The organism is Halobacteriovorax sp. DPLXC-1, assembly GCF_036903125.1.
In the GTDB taxonomy this organism is placed as follows: domain Bacteria; phylum Bdellovibrionota; class Bacteriovoracia; order Bacteriovoracales; family Bacteriovoracaceae; genus Halobacteriovorax_A; species Halobacteriovorax_A vibrionivorans.
On the sequence record NZ_JAYMCO010000003.1, the window covers coordinates 762,002 to 777,920 of the forward strand.

Annotated in this window: 19 protein-coding genes; 10 read left to right on the plus strand and 9 right to left on the minus strand. The window is 37.7% G+C overall.

The window, feature by feature from the left end; genetic code table 11:
* Nucleotides 1–69: 69 nt before the first annotated feature.
* The 4 genes from VCM44_RS13685 to VCM44_RS13700 all read right to left on the minus strand — a co-directional run bounded on the left by VCM44_RS13685 (nucleotide 70) and on the right by VCM44_RS13700 (nucleotide 3,182).
* The gene (locus tag VCM44_RS13685; protein WP_115360880.1) at nucleotides 70–660 is read right to left on the minus strand and encodes a hypothetical protein; all 591 of its coding nucleotides are present in this window, start codon (nucleotides 658–660) and stop codon (nucleotides 70–72) included.
* Nucleotides 661–674: 14 nt separating this feature from the next.
* Nucleotides 675–2,162, minus strand: a complete 1,488-nt coding sequence (locus VCM44_RS13690) for a lipoprotein N-acyltransferase Lnb domain-containing protein (RefSeq protein ID WP_334679133.1) — start codon at nucleotides 2,160–2,162, stop codon at nucleotides 675–677.
* A 97-nt stretch (nucleotides 2,163–2,259) separates the two neighbouring features.
* The gene (locus VCM44_RS13695) at nucleotides 2,260–2,712 is read right to left on the minus strand and encodes a DUF5522 domain-containing protein (RefSeq protein WP_115360876.1); all 453 of its coding nucleotides are present in this window, start codon (nucleotides 2,710–2,712) and stop codon (nucleotides 2,260–2,262) included.
* A 41-nt stretch (nucleotides 2,713–2,753) separates the two neighbouring features.
* Nucleotides 2,754–3,182 carry a TlpA family protein disulfide reductase gene (locus tag VCM44_RS13700; RefSeq protein WP_334679134.1) on the minus strand — a complete coding sequence of 143 codons (429 nt, stop codon included), beginning with the start codon at nucleotides 3,180–3,182 and terminating at the stop codon, nucleotides 2,754–2,756.
* 221 nt (nucleotides 3,183–3,403) lie between these two features.
* On the opposite strand from VCM44_RS13700, the gene VCM44_RS13705 reads away from it, so the two are divergent.
* Both VCM44_RS13705 and VCM44_RS13710 read left to right on the plus strand, forming a co-directional pair.
* Nucleotides 3,404–3,625, plus strand: a complete 222-nt coding sequence (locus VCM44_RS13705; protein WP_115360872.1) for a SlyX family protein — start codon at nucleotides 3,404–3,406, stop codon at nucleotides 3,623–3,625.
* Nucleotides 3,626–3,634: 9 nt separating this feature from the next.
* Nucleotides 3,635–5,122 (plus strand): protein adenylyltransferase SelO, encoded by a 1,488-nt coding sequence (locus tag VCM44_RS13710; protein ID WP_334679135.1) that lies wholly within the window; start codon nucleotides 3,635–3,637, stop codon nucleotides 5,120–5,122.
* Nucleotides 5,123–5,130: 8 nt separating this feature from the next.
* Here the strand turns inward: VCM44_RS13710 and VCM44_RS13715 are convergent, their stop codons facing one another.
* On the minus strand, nucleotides 5,131–5,571 hold the full coding sequence (locus VCM44_RS13715) for a DUF4430 domain-containing protein (protein WP_115360868.1): 441 nt from the start codon (nucleotides 5,569–5,571) through the stop codon (nucleotides 5,131–5,133).
* A gap of 80 nt (nucleotides 5,572–5,651) precedes the next feature.
* Here VCM44_RS13715 and VCM44_RS13720 point away from each other — a divergent pair, with 80 nt between their 5' ends.
* The 6 genes from VCM44_RS13720 (at nucleotide 5,652) to VCM44_RS13745 (ending at nucleotide 10,832) form a co-directional block, all read left to right on the plus strand.
* The gene (locus tag VCM44_RS13720) at nucleotides 5,652–6,683 is read left to right on the plus strand and encodes a serine/threonine protein kinase (protein WP_158536827.1); all 1,032 of its coding nucleotides are present in this window, start codon (nucleotides 5,652–5,654) and stop codon (nucleotides 6,681–6,683) included.
* 63 nt (nucleotides 6,684–6,746) lie between these two features.
* Nucleotides 6,747–8,654, plus strand: coding sequence for an acetate--CoA ligase (gene acs / locus VCM44_RS13725; RefSeq protein WP_334679136.1), 1,908 nt, complete (start codon nucleotides 6,747–6,749; stop codon nucleotides 8,652–8,654).
* Between the two features lie 65 nt (nucleotides 8,655–8,719).
* Nucleotides 8,720–9,745, plus strand: coding sequence for a fatty acid desaturase family protein (locus VCM44_RS13730; RefSeq protein ID WP_334679137.1), 1,026 nt, complete (start codon nucleotides 8,720–8,722; stop codon nucleotides 9,743–9,745).
* A gap of 15 nt (nucleotides 9,746–9,760) precedes the next feature.
* Nucleotides 9,761–10,312 carry a hypothetical protein gene (locus tag VCM44_RS13735; protein ID WP_334679138.1) on the plus strand — a complete coding sequence of 184 codons (552 nt, stop codon included), beginning with the start codon at nucleotides 9,761–9,763 and terminating at the stop codon, nucleotides 10,310–10,312.
* On the plus strand, nucleotides 10,302–10,622 hold the full coding sequence (locus VCM44_RS13740; RefSeq protein WP_334679139.1) for a hypothetical protein: 321 nt from the start codon (nucleotides 10,302–10,304) through the stop codon (nucleotides 10,620–10,622). Before VCM44_RS13735 ends, VCM44_RS13740 begins: the two co-directional genes overlap by 11 nt.
* Nucleotides 10,623–10,655: 33 nt before the next feature.
* On the plus strand, nucleotides 10,656–10,832 hold the full coding sequence (locus VCM44_RS13745; RefSeq protein WP_334679140.1) for a hypothetical protein: 177 nt from the start codon (nucleotides 10,656–10,658) through the stop codon (nucleotides 10,830–10,832).
* Between the two features lie 44 nt (nucleotides 10,833–10,876).
* Here VCM44_RS13745 and VCM44_RS13750 read toward each other — a convergent pair whose 3' ends face one another.
* The 3 genes from VCM44_RS13750 to VCM44_RS13760 form a co-directional block, all read right to left on the minus strand.
* Nucleotides 10,877–12,055: a lipocalin family protein gene (locus VCM44_RS13750; RefSeq protein WP_334679141.1), complete on the minus strand. Its 1,179-nt coding sequence runs from the start codon at nucleotides 12,053–12,055 to the stop codon at nucleotides 10,877–10,879.
* 119 nt (nucleotides 12,056–12,174) lie between these two features.
* Nucleotides 12,175–12,780 carry an FKBP-type peptidyl-prolyl cis-trans isomerase gene (locus VCM44_RS13755; RefSeq protein ID WP_334679142.1) on the minus strand — a complete coding sequence of 202 codons (606 nt, stop codon included), beginning with the start codon at nucleotides 12,778–12,780 and terminating at the stop codon, nucleotides 12,175–12,177.
* Between the two features lie 78 nt (nucleotides 12,781–12,858).
* A complete protein-coding gene (locus VCM44_RS13760; RefSeq protein ID WP_334679143.1) occupies nucleotides 12,859–13,617 on the minus strand; it encodes a hypothetical protein in 759 nt (252 codons plus the stop codon).
* Between the two features lie 71 nt (nucleotides 13,618–13,688).
* Here VCM44_RS13760 and VCM44_RS13765 point away from each other — a divergent pair, with 71 nt between their 5' ends.
* Nucleotides 13,689–14,225, plus strand: coding sequence for a DUF924 family protein (locus VCM44_RS13765; RefSeq protein ID WP_120404486.1), 537 nt, complete (start codon nucleotides 13,689–13,691; stop codon nucleotides 14,223–14,225).
* Here VCM44_RS13765 and VCM44_RS13770 read toward each other — a convergent pair.
* Nucleotides 14,222–14,731 (minus strand): helix-turn-helix transcriptional regulator, encoded by a 510-nt coding sequence (locus VCM44_RS13770; RefSeq protein WP_115360837.1) that lies wholly within the window; start codon nucleotides 14,729–14,731, stop codon nucleotides 14,222–14,224. The two genes, VCM44_RS13765 and VCM44_RS13770, sit on opposite strands and share 4 nt — an antisense overlap.
* 128 nt (nucleotides 14,732–14,859) lie before the next feature.
* Here VCM44_RS13770 and VCM44_RS13775 point away from each other — a divergent pair, with 128 nt between their 5' ends.
* Nucleotides 14,860–15,915, plus strand: coding sequence for a type III polyketide synthase (locus VCM44_RS13775; RefSeq protein WP_334679144.1), 1,056 nt, complete (start codon nucleotides 14,860–14,862; stop codon nucleotides 15,913–15,915).
* Nucleotides 15,916–15,919: the final 4 nt, after the last annotated feature.

Genomic DNA, 15,919 nt, shown 5'->3' on the forward strand with positions numbered 1-15,919 from the left:
TTAGTTATTGAAAAGTGTTTAGGAAATAAACAGTGGGCCAAGGAATTTGGCCCACGATATAGACAAGTATTATAGTTGCTTGTTGATGAAATCTCTAATCTCAGACATAGACATCATATCATCTGGATCAATACAGAATTCAAGACGATCGTTAGCGATGCGGATTTCGTTAGCAACATCTGCTGTTGAAACTTTAGCATCTTCAGAGCGCTTGTCATTTAAGTCTTCAGTAAACTCTGCAAGAGTTGTCCCTGTTACTTTTGGTGCAAGTTGTGCATCTTCGATAAGCTTAATTTGTCCGCTAAAGTTTCTTCTACTTGAGTCTAGAACACCAGAGGCAGCAAGCGTACTTGATGAACCGTAGTAAACAGCTTCAGTTGCTGAAGTAATACCATCATGAATAATATCTAGAGCGATAAGATCAATGATAACATTATCTGAATCTGCTAAAACAGCTGTTCCTGCTGCAATTGTTGATGATGCAAGCTCAGTTCCACCCCAGGCAAGTGCTACACCTGTTGTACTAAGTGCTGCAGCCGTACCAATTGCTTTATCAGTAGGTGCATCATTTCTTTCTTTGTAAAGCTCAAGACAATTTGCTTGTGCTGCTGTTGTTGCAATAGAGCATAGTAGCCCAAGTGCTAAAAGTGATTTTTTCATTGTTCCTCCTAAAATTACCATCTCTCATGTAAAAGATAGAATCGTTTTTGATGATCTAGTATTTCTTTGTTAACTAATAGTCCTTCGTATGGTTCAGTGTAGACACGAACTCTTCTTTTTGTTCGATGATCGCGTTTCCACTTAATAATTTCTCTTTTAGAAAGCTTTTGTCCTTCTTCTTGAATCTTTGCTAAAGTACCTTTTCCATAAAATGACTCTAAGCTTGTCTTGATTTCAGACTCGCATTTTGAGCTATTGCAAATTTCATAGAGGTTAGCTGGAACCTTTTCTAGGCCATGTAATTCATCAAATCCAATACGGTCTGTTTTTTTGATAAAAGCCTTGTATTCATTAAAGGCAGCTAGGTCAAATGATACAATCTCATTTAGTTTTCTAATTTCATTAAGACTTAGCTTATTAATTAGCACTTTAACTTGTTCTGGTTTTATGTCGTATCGAAGTTGATCAATATCTTTAAGATCAAGTATCTCAACAACTTTTTCTTTTAATTCTCTTAGTGATTTAATCTTAATAATTGGATAAGGATTAACTAATGCTCTTTTTAAGTACTTTGGTAGAGCTAGAGGGATTCTTCCTTTTATACCAAGGCTCTTATGATATGGAAGTCCTACTTGTTTAAAGAAGTTTACAAGTGCTCCAGCACAATTATTTGCAAAGAAAGTATAATCTCCCAAATCACTACTTTGTGGAAGGTCATAAAGAAGAGGAAAGATTTCTTCTACTGTTGTCTTTACTTGTCCTTCAGTTTTCTTTGGAATTGCTGATAGGGCATAGATTGACCCTGTTTGCGACCTCAGTGGCAGGATTCCATATTGTCCCTGTCCATATTTTTCACTAGAGTAGTTTTTAAGTTTTTCAACAGTTTCTTGCATTACACCTTTATGTGTTTCAATGCGGTGTTTAGCGATCTGTCGCCATTGCTCTTTTAACTCGTTAATTACGTTATTTCTGATTTCTTCATTTGAGATAATAATGTATCGATCAAGATCTCTTTTTTGTCTGTTATTGTATTCATCCATAAAAAGACGAAGACTTTTGACTTGAGGAAATACTGGGTATCCACCAAAAATACCTTTTACATAGTTGAGCTTTACACTATCGACATTTGCTACAAAGCTTAGAACAACATCATCAGATTCAGTTCCAATATCATCAACAAAACGAAGCATTGTGTGACCAAAGCCACTTTCAATATTTGACCAAGAGCTTGATGCAATAATAAGCTCTAAACCTATAATTCGACCGGCATCATGACGCCTAAATAGGCGTTGAAAGAAGCGACCATTCTCATTTAATAAGTCCTGATAATTTGCAGACCAGTTGATTCGATTAATTTTCTTCTTGCGCTCTTTTTCTTTGCGACGTTCTTTCATTCTTTCACGTTGTCTTTCACGAAAGTCTGAGTCGCTGTGTCTGGCCTGGGCCTGTAAGCTTGAAATTAATGTAGTTAGTACTACTAAAAGTAGTGCGGTTCTCTTCATCTAATTCTCCAAATATTCCCTGTTAATATAGGTTATTTAGAGATTCAGATGAGTATGATTGTAAAAGTTTTTAGGGGTGTAAATTTAATGAACAGGTTTAAATCGTTGAATTTATGAAGTCGATATCCAGGCCTTGCTCTTTAAAGTGCTCTCTTAAGTAGAGCTTTCTTGCTTGATTGGGTCCTTTTTCAATTAGCCCAAAGACAACTTCTTTTAAAGTAGCAAAAGCATAATTGTGATAATTTTCATCATTAATTTGTATTGAATTAACTTTTTTCTTAGGTGCACCAAATGCAGATCCCATGAGTGAGGCCGCTATGGAAGAGGTTTCTTCTTGCTTACCAGCACTTTCATCCATAATTGTTTGTGCCAGTTTTATCTCTTGTGCCTCAACATCTCTAAAAGTGATATCGTTATTCTTAAGAGTGAATCCATATGGGCAGTGAAGACAGCTTGTTCGACAGCAAGAACCTCGGTTTCTTAAAAATTGTGATGTCTTAACCTCTAGGCCTTCATCATTAGTATATGTAAGTTTTTGATTTGAATCCATAAATCGATATTAGCCTTTAAAGAAACTCTTGTCGAGAGTTCTTACTTTGTGGCCAGATGCTTTTCTGCTCGCCAAATACCAATTAAGCTCAAACCAGAACTCATGGAAGTGACATTATTACCCTTTAAAAAGATTGTTGTGGGTGTGGACTTTACTTGGAGCTTTCTCGTTGCATAAGGAGAATTTATGAAACGAAACTTATATGGACTTTGATTAATAAAGCGACGTACTTTCACTCCTGTTTCAAATGCGTTAATAGCGTAGATTGATTGTGGATTGATTTTTCCTTCCAATACTGAGTCATGGAGTCTTTGCATTTCAACTTTACATGGCCCACACCACGTTGCCCAAAAGATCGCAATAGAGTGATCCTTCTCATTTTGAGACGGAAAGTTGATCTTCTCATTTGTTCTGATATCAAGATATTCTTTTGGATTGAGATTAGAGCCCTCTTTATTAAAGTTATTCATGACAGCAGGCGCCTGCTTGTAAATTATAAACCCAAGCAGCATGAGACTGATAAAATTGGTGGCAAAATTCCACTTCTTTTTCATGGCAAATATTTTAGCATGATCTTAAATGGAAGTGATTAATTAAATCCTAATTTTTGACACCTCTCTAAGTTACTAGAAGTACAGTAAGCTACGACTAATAAATAGACGCTACTTAAGGAATGTAGTATTTAATAAACATGAATAAAGAAGAACTTGAAAAGAGATTAGTCGATCTTGAAGAAAAATTTTGTCATCAAGATCATTTATTAGGCCAACTAAATGAAGTTGTAACAAAGCAAGAGTTTATCATTGATGAATTAGTTGCACATGTTAAGAATCTCGTGGCCGCCCAGAGCGACGGTCCTGCTGAGCAGATGACACTTGAGAATCTTAAAGACTTTAAGCCACCACATTACTAGAGGCAAAAAATGATTAAACTCGAAGAAATTTATCAGGGGCTACGAGAGTTTAAACAGCTAACAGGTCGCCCTCAACAAACTCCAGGTGCACACTTTTCTAAAGTTACACCTGAGAAAGCACCTAATCCTAAATTACTTTGTTGGAGTAATGGCCTAGCTACTGCCATGGGAATTAAAGATTCAGATAAAGAACTTTGGATTAAACTTTTAAGTGGTAATCAAGAAAATTATATTCCAACTCCGATTGCTGCTCGCTACGGTGGCCATCAATTTGGACATTGGGCCGGACAGCTTGGTGATGGCAGGGCCATGAGTCTTGGTCAATTAAATGGGATGGAAATTCAACTTAAAGGTGCAGGTCTAACTCCTTATTCAAGGGGAGCAGACGGTAAGGCCGTACTACGCTCATCACTTAGAGAATATATTTGCTCTGAAGCAATGTTTCATTTAGGAGTTCCAACCACAAGGGCATTAAGCCTTGTTGAGACCGGAGAGGATGTCCTTAGGGATATGTTCTATGATGGAAATGCTGCTTACGAGAAAGGAGCTATTTGTACTAGAATTGCACCTAGTTTCTTGAGGTTTGGGAATTATCAAATACATGCGGCCAACCATGAACTCGAAGAATTAAAAGAACTTATCGATTATACAATAGAAAATTATTTTCCTGGCATGTCCATTAAGGAAATGTTTGGTGAGGTTGTGCGCCGAACTGCTTATCTCATGAGTGAATGGATGCGTGTTGGCTTTGTTCATGGAGTGATGAATACTGACAACTTATCAATGCTAGGACTTACTATCGACTATGGGCCTTATGGTTGGCTTGATCGATTCGATCCTAATTGGACACCAAATACAACTGACTTCAGAGAAAAACGTTACCGATTTATTAATCAAGTCAATATTGCATATTGGAATCTTGCTCAATTAAAAGAGGCGCTTCAGACTGTTTGTCTTGATAACCTCGATGAACAACTGGATAGCTTTCCTGATAAGTTCCATCACTTCTATCAAGATATTCAAGCAAAGAAAGTTGGACTTAAAACCTGTGAGCGTCAATTTATAGATGAACTCTTTGATCTTCAATATGATCTTCAAGCAGATATGACCCTCTTTTATCGCAGCTTAATGGATGTGATGGAGGGCAAAGAAGTTGACTGGCAAAGCATCTTCTATAAAGACTTAACTAATGATGATAGAAATCGTCTGGATATCTGGTTAAAGAAATGGCAAAGGGAGCAAAAGCTTCAAAGAGTAGATCCTATGATTGCCTATGGAGTTATGAACGAATCAAACCCTGTCTTTATTCCAAGAAATTATATCGTGCAACTTGTTCTTGATGACCTAGAAAAAGGTGATGAAACAAGTCTACGTAATTTAGAGCAGGCGATTTTGAATCCATATGAATTAAATGAGTTCACGAGACCTTTTTATAAAAAAGCTCCTGAGTGGTCGACTTCACGACCAGGATGCTCAACTCTAAGTTGTTCAAGCTAATTTAGGGCCTAGTTGCAAAATTGTGCAGGAGCTCGCTTCCAAGTCGGCTCACATTGTGTGATCCATTTTCCGCTATCATAGTGAGCGTATCCAAACCACCACATAACGTGATCGTTGTCTTTAAGCTCAACTTCGTTTGGATAAACCTCTGGACTTAGGCCATTTACTGAGTAACACCATCCATGAGCATTCATTTGAGTATCACTTAAGACCTCCATGGCATCAATTCCTGTTGGAGTATCAAAGATGGAATTCATTCCTCGTTGTGTACCCTTATGAGGGATTTGATAAGTATTTAGAAGCTTAATTGTTGCACTTCCAACTGTTGCACCATTATCTAGTTGCATTTGGGTTTCAAATAGAGCGGCTCTTTCACATGGGCCAACAAATTCAAAAGTTGCAGCAAGGTTAAAAGTTGAAATAAGTGCTAAAAGTGCAAATTTATACATAATCTCTCCTAAATATATGGCTTTGTAACATTCGATGTTTTCATTGCCATGGTGCCATGCGCAAGCGTATGATTTTTTACATGTCTAAATATGTTTGGGGTAGTGAAGAGACCCAATACTTCTTCAAATTAAATCCAGAGGCCATCTTGGATGCTATTGACGCTGTGGGCTTTAAAACCACTGGCCGTTGTTTACCTTTAAATAGTATCGAAAATCGTGTTTATGAAATTGAAGTTGATCGACCTGAAAGTGAGATCAACTCACCAAGTGATAATTTTATCGTGGCCAAATTCTATCGTCCTGGACGTTGGACAAAGGAACAAATACGAGATGAACACGACTTTTTAAATGACCTTGTGGAAGCAGAAGTTCCAGTGATTCCACCACTAAATATCGATGGTGAAACTCTATTTGAAATGCCTGATCATAAGATTTTGTATTGCCTTTATGAAAAGAGAGGGGGAAGAAACCCTGAAGAAATGAATGAAGAGCAACTTGAAATAATGGGGCGCTCACTTGCTCGTATCCATAGTGTTGGTGCTCTTAAGGCGGCCGAACATCGAATAAAACTCACTCCTGAATCTTACGGAGAAGCTAATCTTAACTACTTAAAGTCTACGGACTATATTCCTGCAGATATCAGAGAAAGCTTCATTACAATTTGTGATCAGATCATTCGTGAATCAAAGCCTCTCTTTGAGAATATGAACTTTCAAAGAGTTCATGGTGACTTTCACAAAGGAAATATCATTTTAAGAGGTGATGATTCTTACTTTGTTGACTTTGATGATATGGTAATGGGCCCAGTCGTTCAGGATGTATGGCCGATTTGTCCAGGGGATGATCAACAATCCATTATCGATCGAAATATATTTTTAGATGCATATGATAGTATTCGCTCATTTCCTTATGAGCAGCTAAAATTAATTCCTTCTCTTCGTGCACTACGCCTCATTCACTTTAGTGCATGGATTGCGAAGCGATGGGACGATCCGTCATTTAAATATACTTTTGGCTACTTTGAGTCGCCTAATTATTGGTACGGCCAAATGAATGATTTAAGGGCCTTACTAAGTAAGATTATAGAAGTTAAGAATCCATACGTTTACTAGACGAATTCATATCTTTGCGAGAAAATTTAGTTCTAATCACTAAAATTTTATGAGGTAAAGAATATGGATATTCGTCTTAAAACTTTCGAAGAATATGAAGCCGCTTATGAGCAGGCAAAGAATAACCCGAGTGAATACTGGGGAAAGATCGCAGAGAATTTTCAATTTTCTAAAAAGTGGCAAGATGTTACGTTAGGTGATTTTACTGATGGGGAAATTCGTTGGTTTAATGGTGCCAAATTAAATATCACTGAAAATTGTCTCGATCGTCATCTTGAAACAAGAGGTGATAAGAAAGCACTGGTCTATGTTGCTAATGATCCTAGTGAGAAAAATCAAGAATTCACTTATAAAGAACTTCACGCTCAAGTTTGTAAAACGGCAAATATGTTAGAAGAGCTTGGTGTTAAAAAAGGTGACCGTGTTTGTATCTATATGTCTATGGTCCCAGAGCTGATGTTTACAGTTCTTGCTTGTGCCAGAATTGGTGCGATTCACTCTGTTGTTTTTGGTGGCTTCTCAGCTCAGGCCCTGGCCGGAAGAATTGTAGATGCAGAGTGTAGTGTGCTTGTCACAAATGATGGAGGACTTCGCGGAACTAAAGTCACTGAACTTAAGTCTATTGTCGATGAGGCCCTAAAAGAAAAAGACTGCTCTTGTGTTAAGAATGTAATTGTACATAAGCGTGCAAATAATAAAGTAACTATGCAAGATGGGCGTGATCTTTGGTGGCACGAACTCTTTGATAAAGCTTCTGATAAACACACAGCTCCTCAACTCGATGCAGAAGATCCATTATTTATTCTCTATACTTCTGGTTCAACTGGAACGCCTAAGGGTGTTGTTCATACGCAAGCTGGTTATATGGTTTGGGCCGCTTATACTTTTGCCAATGTCTTTCAAGTAGACCCAGGAGAATCGACTAAAGATATGTACTGGTGTACAGCAGATATTGGTTGGATCACTGGCCACACTTACATCACTTATGGGCCACTTTTAAATGGCGCCACAACAATGATGTTTGAAGGTGTACCAACTTATCCAGATGCGGGACGCTTTTGGGATATCGTTGAAAAGAATAAGGTAACACATTTTTATACTGCGCCAACTGCGGTTCGTGCTTTAATGGCGTGTGGAGACGATGTTCCTGCAAAGTATGATCTTTCAACTTTAAAGGTTCTAGGCTCTGTTGGTGAGCCTATTAATGCTGAAGCTTGGCATTGGTATAATGAGCATATTGGAAAGAAGAAATGTCCAATTGTAGATACTTGGTGGCAAACTGAAACAGGTGGAATTCTTATTTCTCCACTGGCTGGGCTGACAAAGACAAAGCCTTGTAAAGCAACACTTCCTCTTCCTGGAATTATTCCTGTTCTAGTTGATGATGATGGCCGTGAGATTGGTGAAACAATGGCCGAAGGAAAGCTATGTATTAAGCACCCATGGCCAGGAATGCTTAGAACTGTTTATAAGAATCATGAGCGTTTCATGAATGCCTATCTTAGAACTTATAAGGGTTATTATTTCTCTGGTGATGGTGCCAAACGCGATATCGAAGGTTATATGCGAATCACAGGACGCGTGGATGATGTTATCAATGTGTCTGGTCACCGTTTTGGAACGGCCGAGATTGAAAATGCTATCGGTAAGAATACGGCCATCGCTGAAAGTGCCGTTGTTGGTTACCCGCACGATGTAAAAGGTGAGGGGATCTATGCTTATGTTGTGACTGATTTAAAAGATGAGGCAGAAGTTACAAAGCATATCAACGACACAATTATAAAAGAAATTGGTGCCGTTGCTCGCCCTGATAAGATTCAAATCGTTTCAGGCCTTCCAAAAACTCGAAGTGGAAAGATTATGAGAAGAATTCTTAGAAAGATTGCGGCCCATGATTTTAATAACTTCGGTGATACTTCGACTCTTCTAGATCCAGAGGTTGTTGAAGAAATAAAAAATGGTGTTAAGTAAGTTAAATTAAGTAAACATTTTACATAAGTATTATTGATTCCTCTCTTATGTGCTAGAAATAGTGCATGAGAGAGGAAGGCCTTGAGCTAATGCGTGACATTCTTAAAAAGCATCACACCCTTAATAAGTCTAGGGTATGGTTTGATCTTATTATTAATGCAGTTATTGGTTGGAGTGCATTCTTTTATACGTGCTTTCACTTTAATATCATCTCTTTCTTACTTGCTATATTTTTTATCTATCGTGGGACACTCCTTGTTCATGAGGTTTCACATATTGCTAAAAAGATTAAAGGCTATCGCTTAGCTTTTAATTTATTATTTGGATGGCCAAATGCCTATCCCGTATATCTCGGTGATGCCCACCTTTTTCATCACGGAAAGAGGACCTATGGAACCACTCGCGATCCGGAGTATAAGTATATTTCAAGTTTTGATTCTTTGACTCTTATTAGGCCATTTTTGTCATCGCTACTTTTACCATTCATTCAAATTATTAGGTTCGGCATCTATCCACTTTCATATCTATTTCTTAATAAAGAACAAAGAATTTGGACTTATCAGAATATCTCAACTCTCGCTTTTTCTATGGATTATAAAAGGCCATATAGGAGGGAAGAGGAGATTCGTCGAATGATAAGAAATGATCTCATGTGTATGCTTTATAAATTTGTCATTGGGTGCGCTATCTATTTTAGTATTCTTCCATTTGAGATGATTTGGGTTTGGTATAGTGTTGTGGTCATCTCATCAACTCTTAATATGTATCGAGCGCTATTTAATCACCTCTATACAAATGAAAGTCTGACTCCAATGGGTTGGGAGGATCATCTTCTTGATACTGTGACAATAGAATCAGGGCCGAGTTCATTTTTTATCTTTGTTAATGGCCTTAATTACCATGCCATTCATCACCTTTTTCCAGAGCTACCTTATACTAATTTGGCCATGGCCCATCGTGAGCTAATGCAAAAACTTCCCGATGATCACATCTATAAACTTAATACTTTCTCTAGTATTTTTGACGTTTTAGCGACTTCAACTTCTATTGAGCGTAGTAAAAAAGAAATCATTCAGACCGAGCTCGTTTAGTGTATAATATGAGTCATGAAAAAGACTTTTATTCTTCTAGTTTTCGGATTACTTCTCTTTGGATGCTCAAAGCCAACACCAAAAGAGACTGTGGAAACAGTAATTCGTGAGACTTTCTTAGTAAATTTTGAAGAGACATTTAATCACTATGATCCCGGATTCAGCTCAAGTCAGCAAATCGCTGATTATCGTGGGTTCGTCAAAGATGTAGTCATTTGGGAAAAGAACATAAAGAAGACAAAGAAGGAAGTCTTAGAGGCAATCCAAGGCCTACTTTCATTTAAAATTGTTGAGGTAAAAGAAGAGGCCAGAACAGCTACAGTAAAGGCCGTTGTAATCGTACCAGAGTTTGATAATAAATTTGATATGCAAATAGCTCTTTTAAGCTTAACAAGGCCACCTCTTATTTCTAAGAGAGCTCAGGCCAATGCAACTATTTTAAAAAATATAAATGATGGAGAGTATACTCTAAAGCCAGTAGAAATTACTTTTACTTTAAGAAAGAAAGATAAGTGGCGTGTTGCAGGAGTCAATAACGTAAGAGGACTGTGGCGTTTTGAAAATTAATTTTCTCTATCTTCTATTATCTTTATTTCTATTTGGTAGTCTTTACGCTGACCATGATGGTGATCTCTATAAAGGCCACGGCCACTATGGCCAATCTCCTTTTTCAATTACTTTTGATCAGGTCAGTGAACAAGCTGAGTTAGTAGAAGAAGATTTTGATTTTGATCATTCTTTATTCATTTCTTCATATTGCTTCAAATTATCTAAGAAGCCTGCCACGTATAGAATTGATTTTTCCCAAACCTATTTTAGCCAAGAGCATCTTGGTGGTCACTCAGGACTAAGCCCGCCAAATAATCCAAATTCATAAGTTTTTTTATTATTTAATGTTTTTGGAGGACGTATGGAAAATACGACAAATAGCACTTCTTCGGAAGTTAAGAAATTTGATTATGAAGGTAAAATTCCTGAAGGGAAGGAGTATATAAATGAAGGGGGAAGTGATATAGGCCTATATCTAATTCTTACTCTCTTTATTGTCGTCTTCTTTGCAGTGATCTTTTTTCAAATGTATGGATAGAAAAGATAGATAAGAAGAAAGGGCCAGTTAATGGCCCTTTTTTATTATTTGAAAATGAGAATTGCATCTTCATCTTGATCCTTATTTGGATCCATGATGAGCTCATCATCTTGATCAGTTTGATCCTGATCAGTTTGGTCTTGATCAGTTTGGTCTTGATCAGTTTGATCCTGGTCGTCAGTTGGATCTGTCGGCTCAGTTGGCTCAGTTGGTTCCGTTGGCTCAGTTGGTTCTTCGATCTCATATACTGGTGTTCTGTTGATATATTCAGGTCTAAACCCATTCTCAACTGCAATTTGAACTAGCTCTTCATACTTTGTCTCATCAATTTCTCTGTCGCGAGTTAAGATGAAAAGAGTATTACGATCTCTATCTCCTACGATAGCTTCTGTATAATTCTCATCAAGATGAATGATCTGATAGTCTCCAGCTCCAACTCCAAAGTATCCAAGAAGAGGAACAAAGCTAACCTTAAGTTTCGCATTTGAAATCTTATCAGCGACTTTTGCATAGGCCTTGTCAACTTTCTCTTCTCCATTTGCTAGCTGGCAAGAGTTCTTTACTCTAACGCGGTTATGCTTAAACTTGTATTGTGCTTTAGTTCCCTTACATCTTAAGTTAAAGAAAGCATCGTATGCACCTTGTTGGTACCAAGTTCCTAAATATTGCTCAAGATTAACATATTCTACTGTTTGAAAATTATTAAGAGGAAGCTCTTCTGATGGAACTAAAACTTCATTAATTTCGTGAACAATAATATTCTTATCAAATCCCTTTAGAGTACTAAGACGAATGGCAAGATTATTAAGAATAAATTCTTCGCTATCTTGATCCACAAGAATGACACGGCCATTATAAGTCTTTACTTGCTTATCAGCTCTTAGATCCTTCTTTGTTAAGCGCCCATAGCCAACGTGATACATTAGAACTTTTCTTAGCTCTAGTGGATTCGCAAGTAGGTACTCTACTGTTTCAGGTGGAAGCTTTGCAAAGGCCTGGTCGTTAGGTGCAAAGATTGTGATATCTTCGTCTGCATGAACAAGATCATCTAGACCTGCTAATTGAGCTGCACTGATGAAGTTTCTAAAACGTCTCGTGTGCTTCATTGCAGTCATTGTTTCTGTTTTTGATAATGTCGTGTTTGAATTTCTTTTTGTTTGCTCAGCAGTGGCCGAGTTAAAAAAGAAAGGTAGTACTGTTAATAGTAGTACGAGTTTTTTCATTGAATCCTCCCATAAGTTAATGAAAGGAAATGTAGCTTTTTATTAATACTTTTGATGTTTAAGATTGGTTAAGAAAGGTTAGTAAAAGTTAAGGGGCCGAAGCTGGCCCCTTATTTACTCTATACGTTTGCTTTAATTAGTTGAACTTTAAAGACTAAAGTTGAGTGTGGAGGAATTTTCGCTCCTGCACCGTGCTCACCGTAAGCAAGCTCTGATGGAATTGTTAATTCCCAAGTGTCACCTTCTTTCATTAGTTGAAGTGCTTCAGTCCAACCCTTAATAACTCCACCTACTGGGAATTGGATTGTTTGACCTCTTTGGATTGATGAATCAAAAACAGTTCCATCAATTAATTTACCTTCATAGTGAACTTCTACAGTTGAGTCTGCACTTGGAGTTGCACCGCTTCCGCTTTCTAGAACTTTGTATTGAAGACCTGATGCCGTTGTTGTTACACCTTCTTCACTCTTATTCTTTTCAAGGTAAGCACGACCTTCTTCCGCTAGCTTATTTGCAGCTTCAGCAAGTTGTCTTGCCATATGCTCTTGAAATTCATTCATTGTTTTTTGTGTTTCTTCTGCTGAAAGTTGGCTTTCTTCACCTTTCATTGCTGACGTAACAGCATTTGCGAAGATTTCAGAATTGATTTCTATTCCTTGAGCAACAAAATCAGATCCAATTTGACGACCGATAATGTAGCTTACTTTTTCCATATGAGTTTCCATAAACATCCTTTGTTTGTTTAATTGACAGTATTGAAAAAGCACCATAGCACTTAATGGAGGATGTGTCGAAAATTTGAGCTATTGTCGCATTGTTCCGTTTGCAGCACCACCAGGATACCAACAAATTGGTCGCTCAATATTTAGAACCCCATGGATCATTGTGTCAAAACGGCATTGTGAATCTGGGTAATAGGATGCATCGGTATTAAGCTCAGTTGCAACTTTATTAGAGAATTGATCGAAGTCGACTTCATCTCCTGTGGTCTTAAAAAATGCCTGATCGGCTTCCATGGCCGTTAATAATCTAAGGCATGTATTTGAGTTGTGCATAATCTGATTTGAGCAAATTGCTTCATACGTTGGATTACTATTGATCTCACGTAACTCATTTAAATACTTAAAAACTATTGGTAAACACACCTTTGTGGCAAAGTAGTCAGATTGTCCCTCTGTTGTACTACCTGAGCTCTTAAAGGGTTCTCCTCCAATACCGTGTCCAATTTCATGACAGCCAGTAAGGGCAAGTCCATCAGGAGTCATGCCTGAGAGACGAGCAAAACCACCCATTAAGTAAATGCGATGCTCTATTTGATTCTGATCACTTTCAACTTTTACATATGAAGCGTGAACCATGTCGATATCCCACCAATAGGTGTCAGCATTGGGGATACCTGGGATTGGTAAGTTAATTTTTAAAACTTCATTTTGCGAGGGGGCCAATTCGCTATATGCTTGGTAGAGGGCCTCTTTTACTTGTAGAAATTCATCTCTTGTCACACTTGCAAAAGATGAGCTTGCTAAAAAGATTATGGCCACTAAGAGAATGAAATTTTTCATATATGCTATGTACTAAGATCTAAGAATTAGAGCAAGTGAGATGGTAAAAAAGTAGAGTATTAGGAGGAGTGATGTATCACGAAGTACTTGATTTTTGGTTCGATGAATTAAGTGATGAACAAAAATGGGTCAAAGATCCTAAAGTTGATCATGAAATAGAGAAGCGCTTTGGTCGTCTTCACACTATGGCCGCTAAAGGGGAGCTCTTTGAGTGGCGCCATGAGCACTTAGGGCGTCTTGCTGAAATCATTCTCTTAGATCAATTTTCTCGTAATATTTACCGCGACGATCCTCGCGCATTTGCCAGTGATGACATGGCCTTAGTATTGGCCCAGGAGGCCGTGGCCCAGAAAACCCATGAAGGCTTCACGCAAAGAAAGAAACACTTTCTCTATATGCCCTTTATGCACAGTGAATCCTTAGTGGTTCAAAAAGAAGGACTGAAGTATTTTGAGGAACTAGGAAGTGAGCAGGCCCTTAATTATATGCATCAGCATATGGCCATTATCGAACGCTTTGGTCGCTACCCACATCGAAATAAGGTCTTAGGTCGACGCTCAACAGATGAAGAAAAGAAGTTTTTAAAAACACCTGGCTCAAGTTTTTAACGTATAACCAAAATATCTTCAAGGAAGAATGCCGATAGTTCACTTCGTCCACTGAGATTCGACTTTTGATAGATTTTTGTACAATGTTGCTTGATTGTTTTTTCTGCTGTGGAGCGAATATCTGCGATTTCTTTGATACTTAAGCCTTTTAACAAAAGTAGAGCGATATCCTTTTCTGACTTGGTCAGATTCCAGTCATCCAATTGTTCATTGATTTTGTCAGAAATTCCTTCTGAGAGATTCTTTGTTTGTTCTTTAAAGTTTTGTAAGTCAGTTTTCAACTTTGATACGTTTGCACTTATCCTAATATTCTCTTTCTTAATAAATAATAACTTAAACCACAAATATGCAGCTCCGATGAAGCCAATGATCATGATGATGGCCTCTTCAAAGACATGTTCAAAACTTGCCCCTTCATGGAGGTCCTCGTAAATGTCAAAGATAAGAAAAATTGAAATGGTTAGGAAAAGAAGCCCTGTTATAAGGCGTTCACGTTTATTTAACATTGGATTAGGACCTTGGTCTTATATATTTGTAACATCTTGTTTTTACATATTTTATTTGGAAATAGGACGTAAGTCCAGTTACAAAAATTTACTTTTGGAGCGAATCTATATGCACGAAGGAGGAACAAATGACTCGTATTGTTCATATGGAAACGCTTAGACCAGACTACACTTATTCAACACAGGAAATTATGGAGACTGCTGATCGTATGTGGTTGAAAGATGTAGATAAGTTAACAAGAAGAAAGGCCCTAAAGATTCTTGAGGGTGCAAATATTGACCAAAGAAGTATTGTGGTGGATTTAGAGACAGTTTTCTCAGACTTAAGCTTTGAAGAGAAGAATAATATCTACAAAGAGAAAATGATTGAGTATGGAAAAAGGCTTCTTAAGCAAACATTTGAAAATAGTGATGTGGATCCATCGCAAGTGGATTATATCATAACAACAAGTTGCACTGGTTTTATGATTCCATCAGTGGATGCCTACTTGGTAAATGAGTTTGGAATGAAGCCGGGGGTGGTTAGGCTACCTGTTACTGAAATGGGTTGTGCAGGTGGAACTTCGGCCCTTATTTATGCAGATAACTTTTTAAAATCAAATCCTGATAAAACGGCCCTTGTCTTAACAATGGAGATACCAAGTATCACATTTCAAAAGGATGATCTTGATGGGGCCAACCTTGTTTCAACGGCAATTTTCTCAGACGGCTTTGCTTGTGCTGTCTTAAAAGGTGGGGAAGGAAAGGGCGCCCATATCATTGATAGTGATATGTACCACTTTAGTCACGGTGAGTATCTCATGGGCTTTGAGCTTGTTAACTCAGGTTTAAAGATTGTGCTTGATAAGGATGTACCTTCCGCAATTGAAGGAAATTTTGAAGATATATTCCTACCTTTTTTAAAACGCAATGGACTTGAGATTGAAGATATTGAAAATTATATGTTTCACCCAGGAGGAAAGAAGATTATTCAAATGGTGGAAAATTATATTTCAGACTACCAAAAAGATATCTCTGAGTCTCGTTGGGTCTTAGAAAATCACGGGAATATGTCCAGTGCTACTATTATGCATATTCTTCATAAGGTAACGAATGAGCGCACAATTAAAGAAGGTGAACGTGGTTATATGCTCGCCTTTGGCCCTGGATTTATGGCCCAGAGTATTTTGCTCGAGTGGAGGTAGCCCA